The 16745-nt window shown below is 53.1% G+C and carries 13 protein-coding genes; 8 read left to right on the top strand and 5 right to left on the bottom strand.

The window, feature by feature from the left end; genetic code table 11:
• Window positions 1–255: 255 nt before the first annotated feature.
• From OSW16_RS16855 to OSW16_RS16840, 4 genes are all read right to left on the bottom strand, one after another.
• Window positions 256–1545, bottom strand: coding sequence for a c-type cytochrome (locus tag OSW16_RS16855; protein WP_267816999.1), 1290 nt, complete (start codon window positions 1543–1545; stop codon window positions 256–258).
• Between the two features lie 10 nt (window positions 1546–1555).
• Window positions 1556–3328, bottom strand: a complete 1773-nt coding sequence (locus OSW16_RS16850) for a GMC family oxidoreductase (RefSeq protein ID WP_267816997.1) — start codon at window positions 3326–3328, stop codon at window positions 1556–1558.
• A 58-nt stretch (window positions 3329–3386) separates the two neighbouring features.
• Window positions 3387–4112, bottom strand: a complete 726-nt coding sequence (locus tag OSW16_RS16845) for a gluconate 2-dehydrogenase subunit 3 family protein (protein WP_267816995.1) — start codon at window positions 4110–4112, stop codon at window positions 3387–3389.
• 277 nt (window positions 4113–4389) lie between these two features.
• Entirely contained in the window at window positions 4390–5397 is a 1008-nt protein-coding gene (locus OSW16_RS16840) for a LacI family DNA-binding transcriptional regulator (RefSeq protein WP_267816993.1), read from the bottom strand.
• Between the two features lie 565 nt (window positions 5398–5962).
• On the opposite strand from OSW16_RS16840, the gene OSW16_RS16835 reads away from it, so the two are divergent.
• The gene (locus tag OSW16_RS16835) at window positions 5963–6730 is read left to right on the top strand and encodes an SDR family NAD(P)-dependent oxidoreductase (protein WP_012051834.1); all 768 of its coding nucleotides are present in this window, start codon (window positions 5963–5965) and stop codon (window positions 6728–6730) included.
• Window positions 6731–6765: 35 nt separating this feature from the next.
• Here OSW16_RS16835 and OSW16_RS16830 read toward each other — a convergent pair whose 3' ends face one another.
• On the bottom strand, window positions 6766–7596 hold the full coding sequence (locus OSW16_RS16830; protein WP_418942016.1) for a LysR substrate-binding domain-containing protein: 831 nt from the start codon (window positions 7594–7596) through the stop codon (window positions 6766–6768).
• 226 nt (window positions 7597–7822) lie between these two features.
• Here OSW16_RS16830 and OSW16_RS16825 point away from each other — a divergent pair, with 226 nt between their 5' ends.
• The 7 genes from OSW16_RS16825 (at window position 7823) to gpmI (ending at window position 16710) form a co-directional block, all read left to right on the top strand.
• Window positions 7823–9100: a ribulose-bisphosphate carboxylase large subunit family protein gene (locus OSW16_RS16825; protein WP_267816989.1), complete on the top strand. Its 1278-nt coding sequence runs from the start codon at window positions 7823–7825 to the stop codon at window positions 9098–9100.
• A 3-nt stretch (window positions 9101–9103) separates the two neighbouring features.
• Window positions 9104–10495 carry a four-carbon acid sugar kinase family protein gene (locus tag OSW16_RS16820; protein ID WP_267816987.1) on the top strand — a complete coding sequence of 464 codons (1392 nt, stop codon included), beginning with the start codon at window positions 9104–9106 and terminating at the stop codon, window positions 10493–10495.
• 60 nt (window positions 10496–10555) lie between these two features.
• A complete protein-coding gene (locus OSW16_RS16815) occupies window positions 10556–11899 on the top strand; it encodes an MFS transporter (protein ID WP_064328530.1) in 1344 nt (447 codons plus the stop codon).
• A 140-nt stretch (window positions 11900–12039) separates the two neighbouring features.
• Window positions 12040–13476 (top strand): pyruvate kinase, encoded by a 1437-nt coding sequence (pyk, locus tag OSW16_RS16810; RefSeq protein ID WP_267816983.1) that lies wholly within the window; start codon window positions 12040–12042, stop codon window positions 13474–13476.
• Window positions 13477–13637: 161 nt separating this feature from the next.
• Window positions 13638–13811 (top strand): hypothetical protein, encoded by a 174-nt coding sequence (locus tag OSW16_RS16805; protein ID WP_267816981.1) that lies wholly within the window; start codon window positions 13638–13640, stop codon window positions 13809–13811.
• Entirely contained in the window at window positions 13804–15072 is a 1269-nt protein-coding gene (eno, locus tag OSW16_RS16800; protein ID WP_267816979.1) for a phosphopyruvate hydratase, read from the top strand. The genes OSW16_RS16805 and eno overlap by 8 nt, the downstream gene beginning before the upstream one ends.
• 108 nt (window positions 15073–15180) lie before the next feature.
• A complete protein-coding gene (gpmI, locus tag OSW16_RS16795; protein WP_267816977.1) occupies window positions 15181–16710 on the top strand; it encodes a 2,3-bisphosphoglycerate-independent phosphoglycerate mutase in 1530 nt (509 codons plus the stop codon).
• The last annotated feature ends 35 nt before the right edge of the window (window positions 16711–16745 follow it).

The raw sequence follows: 16745 nt of genomic DNA, 5'->3' as shown, positions 1-16745 counted from the left end.
TCATGGAGATGCCTAGCTGCAGGAGCTCACTGCGCATTGCGCCCCAATCTCCCGTCATCCACGGTGAGTCAGTAGCGAATGCGTCGGCAGCGGATGATTGGGAGGGTAGGGCGGCGACAAAGCTGAAGCAGAATAGGAGCGTGAACAGGCTGGTGCCTGAACCGAGAGGAACTGTTTTATTTATTGTTTTCCCGGAAGAATAAAAGGGCTGGCCCTTTAGAAGAAAGCCGGGAGATGCCTCCCGGCGTACTGCTGTCACTGAATCCAATGCTCGGCGCCGAGTTGGAGTCGAGATTCCTTCACGTCGTTTGCGGTCACCCTGGAACCGCTGTTACCCCAGCTGTTTCGGATATACGTCAACACCGCGGCGACATCGTCGTCAGGCATCTTCCAGTCAAATCGCGGCATGCCTGCCCCGGTAGGGTTACCTGAAGTGACTGGCCCTTCCACGCCCATCAAGACGGTGTGCATCAAGCTGGAGACGTCTGCAGCATTGACCTGTGGATTGTCTTTCAGTGATGGGATCATATTGCGCACACCGGTGCCGTCAGAGCCGTGGCAGGCATTGCACTGACTTTCCATTACCACCTTGCCAGTGATCATTTGAGGGTCGGTTGCAGCAATTGTCTCGGGCTTGCGGTGGTCACTCTCAGGCAACTGCTGCAGGTAGGTTGCTATCGCAGTGAGATCGCTATCAGTCAAATGCTGAGTAGAGTTCTCCACCGCTTCCTGCATTGGGCCCGACGCAACAGTCTGGCGACTTGTACCTGTTTTGAGATACGTGACGATGTCCTGAGTCGTCCATTTGCCCAAGCCAGTATGTGGATTTGGCGTCAAATCCGGTGCGTGCCAGCCTTGTAGGGTTCCACCCTGAAGCGTTGCAGGGACATCGCCACCCAGAAGGTTTTTAGCGGTGTGGCAAGAGGCGCAGTGGCCGGGGCCGTTAACCAGGTAGTCACCACGATTGACCTCCGCTGTCATGCCTACTGTTGGCTGGAACTGGTCGTCCTTGAAGAACAGGAGATTCCACCCAGCAAGTAGGAATCTCTGGTTGTAAGGGAATGGAAGCTCATTCTCCACGACCTTTTGCCTTACCGGAGCGATAGTCTTCATGTACGCCCAAAGGTCTGAGACATCTTGGTCGGTCATTTTTGCGTAGGCGGTATAGGGCATCGCAGGATAGAGGTATCCGTGAGAACCTACCCCGTGGCGCACGGCGTTATCGAATTGCTCAATCGTCCACCCGCCGATACCGGTTTCCTGGTCTTGGGTGATGTTGGAAGCCTTGATAACGCCGAACGGAGTCTGCAAGGCGTATCCGCCGGCATACTCTGGTTTCCCATGGGCAGTATGGCAAGCCGCACAATCCCCCATTGCTGCAACGTACTTACCGCGTTTTACCTGTTCTTCAATTGGCCCTTTCTGACTGGCTTGCAATGGAGGGTAAGTGCGATGCTCGCCCCAAGCCGCAAATCCTAGAAACCCCAAGCCGCCCAGCATGCCGCAGCCGAGGATGGCTGCGGCTATGGTTTTGATCTTGCTCACGGTGCTCTCCTTAGCGGGTCATCAAGCCAGGCTGGCGGATGTAATCGTTGATGATGGCTTTTGCAGTCCAGAGGGCGAGAGCGCTCAGTGTGCCGGTTGGGTTGTAGCCTGCGTTGTTTGGGAAGGAAGAAGCGCCGAGCACGAACAAGTTGTGTGCATCCCAGCTCTGCTGAAACGGGTTGAGCGCTGAGGTTTCCGGATTCAGGCCAATGACGGCGCCACCGATGGTATGACCACTGTCGTAGCCGCGAAGCGGCGAGTTGTGCTGGTCGGGGAATGCCACGGCCTCCCAGCTTTTTGCGCCGGTGGCGCGGCAGATTTCGTCGATCCGATCACGAATGAAACGGGCCATGCGTCGATCGTTTTCGTTGTAGTCGAACGTCATGCGCATGAGTGGCTGACCGTTCTTGTCCTTGTACGTCGGATCAAGAGAGAGATAGGAGTCGACGTGGGAGTAAGAGGTGCCCTGGCCCTGGATCTTGGCGTAGTTCTGGTAACTGTGTTTGAACGCACGCTTCCACTCGGAGCCCCACATCTTGGTTCCTGGTGGCACGCGGTCGGCCATCCCAATTGGAGTCGCTTGGTCAGAGAGCGCTTGGATGCCGGCACCGCCGATGAAGCCTAGGTCGGTATGGTCGAAGTTATCGCCATTGAAGTCGTCGATCTGGGTCGACAGGGCACCTGTCGAGATGAACGGGTTCATGTGCTTATCTTCGAAGTACATGAAGCCGTAGGACATCGTTTGATAGTTGTAGGCTCGGCCTATCGTGCCTTTGCGGGTCGTCGGATCATATGGTGTGCCGATTTGCGACAGCAACAGAAGCCGCACGTTGTCGAGCTGGTAGGCAGAGATCACCACGATGTCAGCCGGCTGGAAGCCGATGTTTCCGTCAGAGTCCTGGAACGTGACACCTTTGAGAGTCTTCCCGTCAGCTGCTTTATCCGCCCTAAGCACGTTGCATTCGGTTAAGAGAGTGAAGTTTTTTCGATCCATCAGCGCCGGAATAACGCAGGCGTTTGGCGAAGACTTTGACCAGTTGCCACAGCCGTAGAAGGCACAGAAGCCGCAGTAGGTGCATGGGGCAAGGTTGATACCCAACGGATTGGTGAATGGAGCGCCAATCGTGCCCGCTGGAATTGGAAAGGGGTGCATACCCATCTTTTCGGTCGTCTGATGGAAGACATCGTTCCAGTGGGAGCGAACCAGCGGGGGGGTTGGGAATTCACTTTTGCGAGAGCCTTCAAATGGGTTGCCCCCAGGTTGCACCTGGCCATTGATGACACCTGCTTTGCCGGAAACGCCTGAGATTTTTTCCCATCGGTCATAGTGGGGCTCGAGATCGTCATAGGTAACGCCCCAGTCCTGGAGGATCAATCCGTCAGCGAGCTTCATTTTGGGATAGCGCTCTTTCACCCTCGACGCCATGACGAAGTCAGAAGGGGTGAAGCGCCATGCGTTAGCGGCCCAATGTTTGCCGGCACCACCAACGCTGTTGCCCATCTGCCAAATGTTGAAGTCTCGACCCGGCAGCGCGGTTTGGTTAGGGGAGTTACGGAAAGTCAGTGTCTCGATGCTCGGTGGCTTTAGGGCTTCACGGCGGGAGCCGTAGCGAAGCTCGTCTGCAGCAATGCTAGGTGGAAAATTGCGATGTGTTTGTTCCCAGGCGCCGCGTTCAATGGCGACGACATCGAGGCCTGCGCGAGTGAGTTCTTCGGCCATCAAAGAGCCGGCCCAGCCAAGTCCGACGATAACGACGTCAGCTTTGGGACGAGAATAGGTCATGATTGCGGTTCCAAAATCAGGCTATCGCCAATACGGCGTTGCGGTACTAAAGGCCTGGTCAGATGCGACCAAGGATGCTCACGGGGATGATTTCCAGCTTCTGATTTTTTTGGGTCACGAAGTCGCGGTAGTCGTAACGAGCGCCAGGGAAGCCGATCATTTTCCAACCGGCCATGTCCTTGTTTCCGCCGTAGACAGGGTCAGCGAAGAACCCTTCTTGGACATTGGTGAGAAGCTGTCTGAAGAACACATCCGATGGCACGGATGTCAGGTCTACTTTGCCTGCTTCCATTTGCTCGAGCAGGGCATCCTGCTGTTCAGGGGTCAATGCTTCAAAAGAGGTGCTGAACTGTTTCTGGCAATGCTCCTCCAAACGGATCAAGCCTTCTCTGTAGAGCTGTGCCGGGCTGCGAAGTGACTGATCCCCCTGGGAGGGAGTGCCCTTTTGCTCTGGCCCTTCCATGTACCGCCACGTACCTTCCCCATAAGGGCTCCCGAGTTGGTGATCGATAAACGTCACACAACCCGCCTGCGATGCACTGACGCTCAACTCGTCTGCTGGAATGAGACGGTCAAAGATCGCAGTGATTTGAGCCATTTCCTTGTCAGTGAGGAACATGCGTTTGGTGGGATCTATGGGGGAGGGCGGAAGTGTTTCTTTGGCCAGCCACTTGGTACCGCCCGACAAGATGCGCAAAGCGGCACCTGCAGGTCGGTATACCGCAGCTGCTGCTGAGGTGGCGATCAACACCAGCCCAGCTTTCAGTACGCTACGACGATCCATCACGACTCCTGTATCAATCATGACCTCGTCAGCTTTTGCATGAGGCCAGAGCTATGGGGTCAACATTTTCTGTGGTCTATCTTCGATCCATCGGAATCGAATGACTAAGCGACCAGAGCATGCCGTGGCACAGAAAGAGAGCGCTCTCATTTTTCTGCAAAAAATATCCAGCGGGATTGGTCTCGATGTGAAGCGAGGGGCGGTCGTCGCTGGAGCTGCGAATCTTAAGTGCGGCATTTTGGCGCGTCAACGATGAGCGGACGCGCATTTCGCCTTATCAGGATGGGCGAGGGGCCCCGGTCGAGCGTCTAATGATGAGCTCGACAGGCATGGACTTGCGCTGCGTGGCTCGGCCCGTTTGGTTGATCAGCTCCTGCAGGGAACGCACGGCGACAAGTGCCTGAGCATCGCAATCCTGCCGGATGGAGGTGAGCGAAAACATTTCGCTAGAGGCCGCAGGGATGTCGTCAAACCCTACTACTGATACATCACCAGGTACTGATAGACCCATACCTTTTAGGCGATCAAGAACTCCCAGAGCGATGTAGTCGTTGGAAGCAAAAATAGCTGTTGGAGGCTTCTCGAGCGCGAAAAGCATGTCTACACCACGTCGGCCTGACTCGGCTTCGTGAGTCCCCTTCAGCATCATTGGCTCCAGACCATTTTCTTCCATCACCTTGGAGTAGGTCTTGGTTCGTTGCCTGGCCGATGGTTCGCTTCCACCGCCAAGGTGAGCAATACGCTTATGCCCCAGAGCCAGGAGATGCTCCATTGCTTGGCGCACACCTGTTTCATCGTCGATCGCTATCTCAGTTACCCGAGGATGTGCGATCCGCTTGCTCCCGATGTAAACACAGGGAAGCTGCTCGGCAATTTCTCCGATCACTTTTGCGGTATGGGGTGTCGCTAGCATGATCACGCCAGCTGCCCGGAGGCGAAGCAGGCGTTCTGCCTCCTCAACAGCAGTGCCGTCCTCAATGGAGCGAAGCGAGGTGACTGGATCGAAGCCGCTTTTGATCAGCTGACGATCTACCGCCTGCGCCAGTTGGATGTGAAATGGGTTGTTTGGATCGCCAATGATCAATCCCACAATCGACGAGTGGGCTGATACCAGGCTACGTGCCGCAAGATTGGGTCGGTAGTTGAGCGCTGCTGCGATTTTGTCGATGCGGTCGCGAGTCTCAGGCCGGACTCCTGGGTCACCCCTCAATGCCCGGGATACTTGGGCACGAGACATGCCTGCAGCTTGGGCTACATCGCTGAGGGTACAGAACCGCTTGACCATTAATCGAGCCTTTAGAGCGTAACGTTGAAGAAAGCACATCGTAGAAGGGATTCGTACACTAACACAAAAACAAGTCTGCCATGAAGACGATCAGATGGAATAGCCTTCTGGTAGATGTAGTTCTGCCGCTCAGTCGCTGAATTAAATTTATCCTCTGTTTAAAGTTTTCATGGTGCGCAGTATCGGGTTTTTAGTTGCTATGCTTCTCTTGGGTGTTGGCTGATGATATGAAGCTTGGGGCTCTGAATTATTTGGTGAAATAATTTTTCGTCTTGGTTGTTCAAGGTGGCACCTTGTTATGAAAGTTACTTTCAGAGTGGGTTGGCGACCAAGTGCGCTTAATAAGAAACAGGTCTGACTTATGCCTCGCTGGGTAGGATATGGTCTGAGAGAGCTCGCTCAATAGCCTTGACCAATTAAATTGGGGGGGGTAATGGGGGTTCAGTGGCTAGTGTGAGGTTTCCTGTCACTTGCGCGATTTTTTATCTATTGCACACTCGGGCCAGCAGCTCTAGCCTTCAGCGATCCAATAAGCCTTTGGCGATCATAACAAGAGAGGGTTTCGATGAAGTACGCAGACAAGAAAATCGCCGTGGTTACAGGCGGTGCGATGGGTATCGGTGCTGAAGCTGCCGTTTCACTGGCAAAGGACGGGCATCATGTCGTCATTTGTGACATCAACGTCGACGCGGCTGAGCAATTTTCGCGACAGCTCCGTGCGGAGGGCTTCACAGCTGACGCGTGCCAGGTAGATGTAGCCTCGGTGGAGTCTGTAAGGGATGCATTTTCTTGGATCGATAGCGAGTTCGGGAGATGCGATGTACTGGTGAATTCCGCAGGCATCGCCAAGACCATGCCGTTCCTAGAGTTTGACCTAGACGTTTTCAACAAGACCATGCACATCAACGTCACTGGCACGTTCATGTGCTGCCAGCTCGCCGCTCAAATCATGCGGAAAAATGGGTTCGGTAGAATCATCAACATTGCGTCGGTCGCTGGTATGCGTGCCGTGGGCAAGGGGCGAACCGCTTACGGTACCTCTAAAGGTGCAGTCATTGCGTTGACCCGGCAGATGGCTGTGGAACTCAGCGAATACGGGATCACTGCTAACGCTATTGCGCCGGGCCCGGTCGATACCCCGATGACCAAGGAGTTGCACAGCGACACCTTCCGCCAGGCTTATAGCAATGCTATTCCGGCTAAGCGCTACGGAACGACTCAAGAAATTGCCGGCGCAGTTAGCTATCTGGCATCTGACGTAGCCGCTTACGTGAATGGTGTTGTTCTGCCTGTGGATGGCGGGTTCCTGGCCTGGGGCGCAGGCGACCTGTAATCGGCACTATTGCAAGCGCCCAAGCGGGCGCTTGTCTAGCTTTGCGCCATCTCTTTTTTTATCCACTTTTCCAAATCTGTTGTATCGGGGCGTAGCCTTGCATTGGGTGAAACCCACAGAACCAACTTTGCTGCCCCTTGTGCAAAGCCAAACGGGGCCACCAAGGCGCCACTCTCAAGCTCTGCCTCCACCAGCATGCGTGGAACACAGGCGAACCCCAAGCCAAGCTTGGCTGCCTGAATGAGTAAGTAGAAGTGCTCGAAATACTCCATCTCAAGCAGCTCACCAGATTCTTGCTCAATAGATGCATACCAGTCCTTCCAAGCGTGGGGACGGGTTTTTGTGGTCAGCAAGCGCTCCTTGGTTAAGTCGCTCACCTCTGTGACGCCGGACGTAGCCAGATAAGCAGGCGAACAAATTGCACCTACCCATTCGCTGGTTAGGGGTATCGGCTCGATCCCGGGAGGTGGTTCGATGCTGTCTAGGCGTATCGCTACGCTGACGCCTTCGTGGGCGAAATCAATGGGGCCGTGACCCGTTTTCAAGCCTAATTCCATGGTAGGGAAGCTGCTGTGGAGCTTGGCGAGTCGAGGTAGCAGCCAATGCATCATGATCGACGCCGAGCAGGAGAGCTCAAGCGGGCGAGGGCGAACCTCATCAATGCTTTCTTGTATCAAGGCAAAAGCCCTGGCCAAGCCTGAGGCGAGGCTTGCTCCCTCTGGGGTGAGTTTGGTGCCATGTGCATTTCGGGTCAGCAAAATTACACCTAGGGAGTCTTCCAGGCTTCGGACATGACGGCTGATAGCTCCGTGAGTCACGCACAGAGCATCCGCTGCATCGCTGAACGATCCTTTGCGCGCGATCATTTCAAACGCTCGTAGGGCATTGAGCGAAGGCCTGACTGGCGACGTCATATACGCACCTCCGTAAGACCGAAGCCTCGGCCATAGCTAGGATTCTAGTGTGAGTTTTTCTCACGATCGAAGGAAATCATATCGGTTGGATTGATACAGGGTCAATGTATATTGATTTGAAACTGCCTTGGGCATTTCGGGCAGATTCACAATAACAAATAGATTTGAGGCACCCATCATGGTCGATCACAAGGCCGGGCGAGAGGAGTTTACTGCCCGATTTTTTGTAGAGAGCAGCTACCCGATTGAACGGGTTAGCGAGGTAATCGCAGGGGAGCAATCCAGCGGTACCTTCCTCTCACTTCCTGGCGAATCGGCGGAGCTTAAAGAACGCTCTCGTGCTCGTGTCGTAGCTATCGAGCCGCTGCCATCCGTTTCCAGCCCTTCTCTGCACAGCGACTACCTGGCTCGCCACAATCCCACTGAGACCTACCATCGTGGTGAGGTCACTATCGCGTTCCCTACAGCCAATATCGGAACTAATATCCCTGCGTTGCTCACCACCATTGCTGGCAATCTCTTTGAGATTGGCGAGGTGAGCGGGCTGAGGGTGCTAGATCTGGAGCTTCCCGAGCGGTTCGCATCGGGATTCATTGGCCCTCAATTCGGAATTGAAGGCACCAGGGCGCTAGCCGGTGTTCATGACCGACCGATCATTGGAACCATCGTCAAACCGAGTATCGGCCTTACTCCAGAGCAGACAGCTTCTGTGGTCGATGAGCTCTGCGCCGGAGGTATCGATTTCATCAAGGATGATGAGTTGCTTATCGATCCTACCTACGCTTCGTTCGATGCCCGTCTCGGTGCTGTGATGCCTGTGCTTCACAAGCATGCAGATCGCCTCGGACGCATGCCTATGTACGCTATCAACATCTCGGGCAGCATCGACGAGATGATGCGCCGCCAAGATGCAGTGCTTGAGGCGGGTGGTACCTGCGTGATGCTTTGCCTGAATTGGGTTGGGCATTCGGCGGTAGAGCACATTCGAAAGCATGCCCAGTTGCCTATTCATGGTCATCGTAATGGCTGGGGAGCTCTGACTCGTTATCCCCAGTTAGGTTTCTCATTCGAGGTGTATCAGAAGATCTGGCGGCTGGCCGGGATCGACCATCTGCATGTTAATGGTATTCAGGGCAAGTTTTACGAGGCGGACGACTCCGTAATCTCCTCTGCCAAGAGCTGCCTTGCTCCATTTGCCGGCATGCGCCCCTTGATGCCTGTCTTCTCCTCCGGTCAATGGGCGGGCCAGGCACCTGAGCTTTTCAACAGGCTTCAATCTGTTGACCTGATGCACCTCGCTGGCGGCGGCATCATCGGTCATCCGATGGGTATCGAAGCAGGCGTTCAAAGCATGCGTGAAGGTTGGGAAGCTGCTGTACAGCATGTGCCTCTTGAGCGTTACGCAGAGGGTAGGCCAGCGCTGTCAGCTGCCCTCCAGAAGTTTGGAGGCAATTAAGTCATGAGCTCCCATCACGTTACCAAGCTCCCGTTGGTCTTTTATGGTGATGACTTCACTGGCTCGACTGATGCTCTAGAGGTTCTGACGGCTGCTGGACTTAAGTGTGCCCTGTTCCTCGCTCCTCCGACTCCAGAGCGCCTGGCGGAACTCGGCGAATTTGACGCCATCGGCATCGCTGGTGATAGCCGTGCTTTGTCCAATGGCGAGATGGATGCGGTGTTGCCTGGGATTTTTGAGGGCATCAAACGTCTATCGCCAGCGTTGATTCACTACAAGGTTTGCTCGACTTTTGACAGTGCCGACTCCGTGGGCAGCATTGGGCACGTCATTGAGCTGGCATCTCGCATCTATGATGTCAAAGGGATCCCGATCATTGCAGGCAATCCCGCATTGGGCCGCTACTGCGTTTTCGGCAACCTCTATGCCTTGTCCAAGACAGATCACAAGGTTCACAGGATTGACCGGCACCCTATCATGAGTGCCCACCCGATCACCCCGATGCATGAAGCGGACTTGAGTATCCATATCGGCAAGCAAAAGAACTTGTCGATTGGCAAAGTTGATATTCGCCAGCTCGAAAGCAGTGCAGAGCTCAGCCGATTAGTCGACGAGATGTCACAGCAGCACGATGCAGTGCTGTTTGATGGTACCGACGACTCTCATATGACCACCGCTGGCCAAGTATTGACCGAGCTTTCATCAGGCGCAGCTCCAGTCTTCGTCGTCGGTTCTTCCGGCGTGGAGTACGGCCTCACACAATATTGGCGTACCGCTGGGGTGTTTCCGCCACAGGCGTCGCTGGCCGTACCTCTGAAACCTGCAGACCAGGTACTGGTTATCTCAGGCAGTGCTTCGCCGTTGAGTCAGGCCCAGATTGAAACGGCAATCGATTACGGGTTTGTGGAGCTTGAAGTCGATGCTGCCGCTTTGATTACTGAGTCCCGAAAAAGCGCCGCAATACGAGATGTGGTAATGGCCGCTGTATCCCACCTCGAAGAGGGGCGGTCGGTGCTGATTCACACTGCCAAAGGCCCTGGTGACTCTCGGATCGAGCAGATGATCGAGGCAATGCTGCAAAAAGGCTTGCCTAGGGATGAGGCGAGGGTTCAGGGAGGGAAGCAGCTAGCGATGGAGGTAGGCCAGGTTGCACTTGAAATTCTCAAGGCATTCCCGTTGAAACGATTAGTGGTGTCCGGTGGCGACACATCGAGCCAAGTGACCAAAGTGCTTGCTCCCGACGCTCTGGTTATCAAGTCTGATATTTCTCCTGGCGCTCCTCTGTGCCAAATGCACTCTCGCGAGCCGTACCTGAAGGATGTGGAGATTGCTCTCAAAGGTGGGCAGATGGGAGATCGTGATTATTTCGTCAAAGCACTCAGAGGCCTTGAATAATCTCTGAGGGTTTTTCAGCAAGAAAATACTTGCATATCTACAATAACAAAAGGTGAAACCATGCATACCTCTATATCGAGCCCTGTCGAAAGTGACCTCGATCACATGGATCATGACGAGAAAAAATCCATGAAAAATGTTGTGGCCGGAAGCCTGTTCGGAACAGCATTAGAAACCTACGATCTTTACCTCTATGGCACTGCTGCTGCCCTTATTTTTGGGCCTCTGTTTTTCCCAGGGACTGATGAGACTGTTTCCCGGCTGGCCTCTCTTGCGTCATTCGCAATTTCTTTCGTGGCGCGTCCACTAGGGTCGCTTGTACTTGGTCATTTCGGGGACAGGATTGGCCGTAAAAAGCTGCTGTATCTCACTCTCATCATTATGGGCTTGAGCACTGTAGGTATTGGTCTTTTGCCTACCTATGCCAGCATTGGCATTTGGGCACCTATCATGCTCTGCGTGCTCCGCTTCATCCAGGGCTTCGCTTTTGCGGGTGAGTACAGTGGCGCTGTGCTGATGCTCTTAGAGCATGCCCCAAGAAGAAGGAGGGGTTTCTATGCGGCGATCAATAACATTGGCCCAGTCTTTGGTTTCATCGCATCCGCTGGCATGCTCTTGATCGTGAGTGCCTTGCTTTCTAAAGAGGATTTCACTGCTTGGGGATGGCGAATTCCTTTCATCGCCAGCCTTGCGCTGCTGATAGTAGGGGTGTTTGTCCGCTCCAAAGTCCCTGAGTCTCCAGTGTTTGAAAAAACTGCTGAGAAGAGGGCTGCAACCCCAGGCGATTCGCAATCTCCAGCCCTCCGCTTGTTCACTCGCTATCCTAAGCAACTGATGTTGGTTGCAGGCGCTAACATCTGCCACTTCTCGACCTTCTACCTCTTCACTGTATTTGCCCTGAGCTATGGCCAGCGAGAGCTAGGCCTGTCCAATGCCTTCGTGTTGTCAGTCGCAATGGTTGCAATCTGTACTCACCTGGTAGTCGTACCCTTTGCAGGCGCGCTGGCAGATCGCATTGGCCGCCGTACCATGATGCTAATTGGTTTTGTCGTGACTGCACTTGCAGCCTTTCCTTTCTGGCACCTTTTTTCAACCGGTGAGTTCTGGCCGATGGTCGCTGGATCCTGCATGTTCATGACTGGATATGGCTTGGTATACGGTGCAGTGCCATCGTTCACTGGCGAAGCTTTCGGGCCTAGCGCTCGCTTCACAGGTTTCGCGATGTCTACTAACGTTGGTGGAATCGTAGGCGGTGGTACTGCTCCAATTGTAGGGGCATTCCTCCTCAGCCATTACGGTACGCCTTACGCGATCTCGATGCTCACGATAGCTCTCGCGGCGTTCTCTGGACTCTGTGTATACCTGTCTGCTGAGACAAAAGACGTGGACATCGTCGACGAGTGACCCTGGCATTTGCGTGCCTCCCCGGGGGCACGCAGTCTCGGCTGCAAATCCCACCTTGTATTGCTGAGTGCTCAGCCAGCAATAACTTTTCGAACTTACTCAGTGAGATGAGGGAATCCTCGTCCCTGGAAGGTATCGGTATGACTATCCGTAGAACAAAAATTGTTGCAACTCTAGGCCCTGCTAGTAATTCACCGCAAGTCATTGAAGAACTGATCTTGGCCGGGCTAGATGTGGCGCGTTTGAATTTTTCTCATGGCACTCCAAGTGAGCACATTGCTCGCGCTCGCTTGATTCGTGAGATCGCTGCCAAACACCGTAGGCATGTGGCTTTGTTGGGCGATTTGCAGGGCCCTAAAATTCGTATTGCGAAATTCACTAACAAACGGATCGAGTTGAAGGTTGGCGATACCTTCTCCTTCTCCACGAGTCATCCTCTCACATCAGGCAATGAGCAGGTTGTGGGAATTGATTACCCCGACCTGGTCAAGGATTGTGGTGTCGGCGACGAGCTCCTGCTTGATGATGGGCGAGTGGTTATGCGTGTTGAATCGACTACGCCCGAAGCCTTACATTGCATCGTCACTGTGGGCGGGCCTCTGTCAGATCACAAGGGGATCAACCGCAAGGGGGGCGGGCTCACTGCTCCTGCCCTTACCGAAAAAGACAAAGCTGATATCAAACTCGCTGCGGAAATGGATCTCGACTACTTGGCCGTTTCATTCCCTCGGGATGCCAAGGACATGGAGTACGCCCGCAAGCTGCGTGATGAGTCAGGAGGGACAGCCTGGCTGGTGTCGAAGATCGAACGAGCCGAGGCTGTTGCCGATGATCAGACGCTCGATGAGCTGATCGCCGCTAGCGATGCGGTCATGGTCGCTCGGGGAGATCTTGGTGTGGAGATTGGAGATGCGGAGCTAATCGCTATCCAAAAGAAGATTATTCTGCATGCCCGGCGCAACAACAAAGCGGTGATCGTTGCGACCCAGATGATGGAGTCGATGATCTCCAGTCCGATGCCTACCCGCGCTGAAGTGTCAGACGTGGCCAATGCGGTACTCGACAATACTGACGCCGTAATGCTGTCCGCTGAAAGCGCTGCTGGGGCATACCCTGTCGAGGCAGTACGTGCCATGGCTCGTATTTGCAGCGGGGCTGAAAAGCATCCAACCAATGTAAAGTCTAGTCATCGATTGCATACGACCTTTGGGCGTTGTGACGAAAGCATTGCGCTGGCCGCGCTCTACACCGCGAACCACTTTCCTGGTGTCAAGGCAATCATCTCGCTCACCGAGAGTGGCTTCACGCCCTTGATTATGTCTCGGCTTCGTTCTCATGTGCCGATCTATGCGCTTTCGCCTCATCGCGCTACCCAGGCTCGCTCCTCGCTGTTCCGTGGTGTTTATCCCATAGCGTTTGATCCTGCCGCATTGCCCTCTGAGACAGTAAGCGAAGCCGCCATCGGCGAATTGCTGAAGCGTGATTTGGTACAGCCCGGAGACTGGATCATTCTCACTAAGGGTGACAGTTACAATGTGGTGGGTGGTACGAACGGCATGAAAATCCTCCAAGTCTAACTCTCAGTTAATTGAAATAATTCTAGAGGCGGATGCATCAGCTTTGATGCTTATAAGGATCTGCCTCTAATCCTTGTCGGATATATACGGTGGCGCCACGCAATCGGTACTCACCTAGGTGTAGCTCCGGGGTATGGTCGCTATTGTCAGGGAGTTTCCAAATGGTTGTTCAACAGAAAACTTTTGAGTCTGGCTTGGATCAGAATTTTAAGCCTGATGACTGGCCGCGCGATTTTGATATTCGAGCTGAGTTTGCCGAACAACAAGAGTTGCTGGACGCTAATTATCAATATGCTGGATGTGCATCGCAATTGGAGGAAAGTAGTGATGAGTGAGTTCACTCGCATTAAGAAAGTCTTCGCTCGCGAGATCTTGGACTCTCGAGGTAACCCTACCGTAGAAGCTGTGGTTACGTTAGGTTGTGGAGTAACAGGTGAGGCAAGCGTACCGTCAGGCGCTTCCACCGGCTCCCGAGAAGCCCTTGAACTGCGTGATGGCTCATGGCGTTACAAGGGAAAAGGCGTAATGCGTGCCGTCGAAAACGTGAATGTCGCGATCCACGAGCGCATTCTAGGCCTGGATGCACTGGATCAGCGAGTAATTGATCAAGCAATGATCTCACTTGATGGTACGGATTCGAAGTCTATTCTTGGTGCTAACGCTATTCTCGCTGTTTCTTTGGCCACGGCTAAAGCTGCCGCAGCATCCCAGGGTATTCCATTGTACGAACACCTTGCGAAACTATTCAGTGCGAACCCCACTTACTCTATGCCTGTGCCGATGATGAATATCCTCAACGGTGGTGAGCATGCGGATAATAATATCGACATCCAAGAGTTCATGATTCAGCCAATTTCAGCTCCGAATTTTAGGGAGGGTTTGCGAATTGGTGCTGAAATATTTCATACCTTGAAGGCCGTGCTTTCAGAGCGTGGTCTAAGTACCTCTGTTGGTGATGAGGGAGGCTTCGCACCCTCCTTGGCCTCGAATGAAGAAGCGCTCGTTGTTATTGCCGAAGCTGTTAGTCGCGCCGGCTACGAGTTAGGGCGAGACGTAACGTTAGCATTAGATTGCGCGGCCTCCGAGTTTTACAAGGACGGTAAATACAAGTTGGCAGGTGAGGGGAGGTCTCTGACTTCCGAGCAGTTTGTTGACTATCTGGCTGATCTCTGTAGCAAATATCCGATTGCTTCTATCGAAGATGGTCTGGATGAGAGTGATTGGGGTGGGTGGGCATACTTAACCGCTCAATTGGGTCAGAAAGTTCAACTGGTGGGGGATGATCTTTTCGTCACTAATCCAGCAATTCTGCGCAAGGGTATTGAACAAGGAGTTGCTAATTCGATTTTGATTAAACTTAATCAGATCGGAACTTTAAGTGAGACGTTTGATGCCATACGTATGGCGCAAGAGGCTGGTTATGCTGCGGTGATTTCTCATCGATCCGGGGAAACGGAGGATACAACGATTGCCGATCTGGCCGTAGCGACTAACGCCGGGCAGATCAAAACCGGCTCGCTGTGTCGTTCAGATCGTGTTGGAAAGTACAACCGTTTGCTTCGTATTGAGGAGGCTCTTGAAGGCCAGGCGTCCTAAGGCGCTGGGACAATCCTCGTAGATGCCGACTGACCATTGCGCGCACGGTTTACCTCTAAGTAGAAGTATGAGCCGTGTGCGCCAGGAATATTATTTAGAGGTTCTCATATGACAACCTGCACTCTAATTATTTTGGATGGAATTGGACTGAGGTCTCAGCAGGACGCCAATGCAGTAGCTGCTGCCAACACTCCGACCCTGGACTACCTTTTCGAAAATTACCCCCACAGTGAGATTGCGACGTCCGGTATGGCTGTAGGGCTTCCTGAAGGTCAAATGGGAAATTCCGAGGTCGGTCATATGAACCTCGGAGCGGGTCGGATCGTTTATCAAAATTTCTCGCGGATCAACAAAAGTATCGAAGATGGCTCGTTCTATGAGAACGATGCTTTTCTGGAGGTTGTGAAACGTACAAGGCAACGAGGTGGTTCAGTTCATCTGCTTGGCTTATTGTCATCTGGCGGTGTTCATAGTCACTTGGATCATTTTGTTGCAGCAGCCAGTTTGGTTGCGGCGAATGGTATCGAACAATACTATGTTCATGCGTTCCTTGATGGGCGAGATACCCCACCTAAAAGCGCTTCGGAATCTATTTCTGCCCTTGAGCTTGAATTGGCCAACAATGGCGGAGGTAGAATTGCGTCGTTAGTAGGGCGTTACTATGCGATGGATCGCGATAACCGCTGGAGTCGGGTAGAGGCGGCCTACAGGTTAATTGTTCAAGGGCAAAGCAAGTTTCACTATGAAACTGCGCAGGAGGCTCTTCAAGAAGCCTATGCACGTGACGAAAGCGATGAGTTTGTCCAGGCAACATCGGTTGGCAGCCCTGTTGTCATCAGTGAAAACGATGCAGTCATACTGTTGAACTTCAGACCTGACCGATCTCGTCAAATTTGCAAAGCGCTCACTGATTCTAATTTTTCTGAATTCAAGAGACCTTTTGTCATAAGCAAAGAGCAGATGCTCACTATGACGCGCTACGCAGAAGAGTTGGATGTATTGTGTGCTTTTCCGCCAGAACCTATTAGGAACAGTCTGGGTGAGTACATGGCCCGGCTGGGAAGGTCTCAACTTAGAATTGCCGAAACAGAAAAGTATGCCCACGTTACGTTTTTCTTTAATGGGGGGCAGGAAGAGCCATTCTCATTGGAAAAAAGGATTCTTGTTAAATCTCCGCTGGTGGAGTCCTACGATCTTCAGCCCAAGATGAGTGCCTTTGAGTTGACGGATAATTTAGTCGCAGAAATTTTAAGTGCCAATCATGACTTGATTGTATGTAATTATGCAAATGGGGACATGGTTGGACATAGTGGTGTTTTTGAAGCTGCTGTAAAAGCTGTGGAGGCCGTCGATCAATGTCTGCGGCGTGTTGTAGACGCAGTGCTTGTGTCGGGTGGCAATTGCCTGATAACTGCAGACCACGGCAACGTCGAGCAGATGTGGGATCCTGAGGCCGGACAAGTTCACACTGCCCATACTCTTAATGCTGTTCCGCTCATCTACATTTCCGGTGGGAGTAAATTCGATCTAAGTAATGGACGGCTGTGTGATATTGCTCCAACCATTCTAGATGTCCTCGATCTTCCGCAGCCCAAAGAGATGACCGGTGTTTCGTTGTTGAAGTCAAGGCATCAGTAGTATCTAGGTTTTCTGTGTTCGACTTATTAAGGCTT

Source organism: Pseudomonas putida (genome assembly GCF_026625125.1).
Lineage (GTDB): Bacteria > Pseudomonadota > Gammaproteobacteria > Pseudomonadales > Pseudomonadaceae > Aquipseudomonas > Aquipseudomonas putida_X.
This window is presented reverse-complemented; position numbering and strand designations above follow the sequence as displayed.

What these genes read in the sequence shown, in the direction of transcription:
- OSW16_RS16850 (WP_267816997.1), bottom strand. Translation starts at nt 3,328, where the DNA reads ATGACCTATTCTCGTCCCAAAGCTGACGTCGTTATCGTCGGACTTGGC.
- OSW16_RS16845 (WP_267816995.1), bottom strand. Translation starts at nt 4,112, where the DNA reads ATGGATCGTCGTAGCGTACTGAAAGCTGGGCTGGTGTTGATCGCCACC.
- OSW16_RS16840 (WP_267816993.1), bottom strand. Translation starts at nt 5,397, where the DNA reads ATGGTCAAGCGGTTCTGTACCCTCAGCGATGTAGCCCAAGCTGCAGGC.
- OSW16_RS16835 (WP_012051834.1), top strand. Translation starts at nt 5,963, where the DNA reads ATGAAGTACGCAGACAAGAAAATCGCCGTGGTTACAGGCGGTGCGATG.
- OSW16_RS16830 (WP_418942016.1), bottom strand. Translation starts at nt 7,596, where the DNA reads ATGATCGCGCGCAAAGGATCGTTCAGCGATGCAGCGGATGCTCTGTGC.
- OSW16_RS16825 (WP_267816989.1), top strand. Translation starts at nt 7,823, where the DNA reads ATGGTCGATCACAAGGCCGGGCGAGAGGAGTTTACTGCCCGATTTTTT.
- OSW16_RS16820 (WP_267816987.1), top strand. Translation starts at nt 9,104, where the DNA reads ATGAGCTCCCATCACGTTACCAAGCTCCCGTTGGTCTTTTATGGTGAT.
- OSW16_RS16815 (WP_064328530.1), top strand. Translation starts at nt 10,556, where the DNA reads ATGCATACCTCTATATCGAGCCCTGTCGAAAGTGACCTCGATCACATG.
- pyk (WP_267816983.1), top strand. Translation starts at nt 12,040, where the DNA reads ATGACTATCCGTAGAACAAAAATTGTTGCAACTCTAGGCCCTGCTAGT.
- OSW16_RS16805 (WP_267816981.1), top strand. Translation starts at nt 13,638, where the DNA reads ATGGTTGTTCAACAGAAAACTTTTGAGTCTGGCTTGGATCAGAATTTT.
- eno (WP_267816979.1), top strand. Translation starts at nt 13,804, where the DNA reads ATGAGTGAGTTCACTCGCATTAAGAAAGTCTTCGCTCGCGAGATCTTG.
- gpmI (WP_267816977.1), top strand. Translation starts at nt 15,181, where the DNA reads ATGACAACCTGCACTCTAATTATTTTGGATGGAATTGGACTGAGGTCT.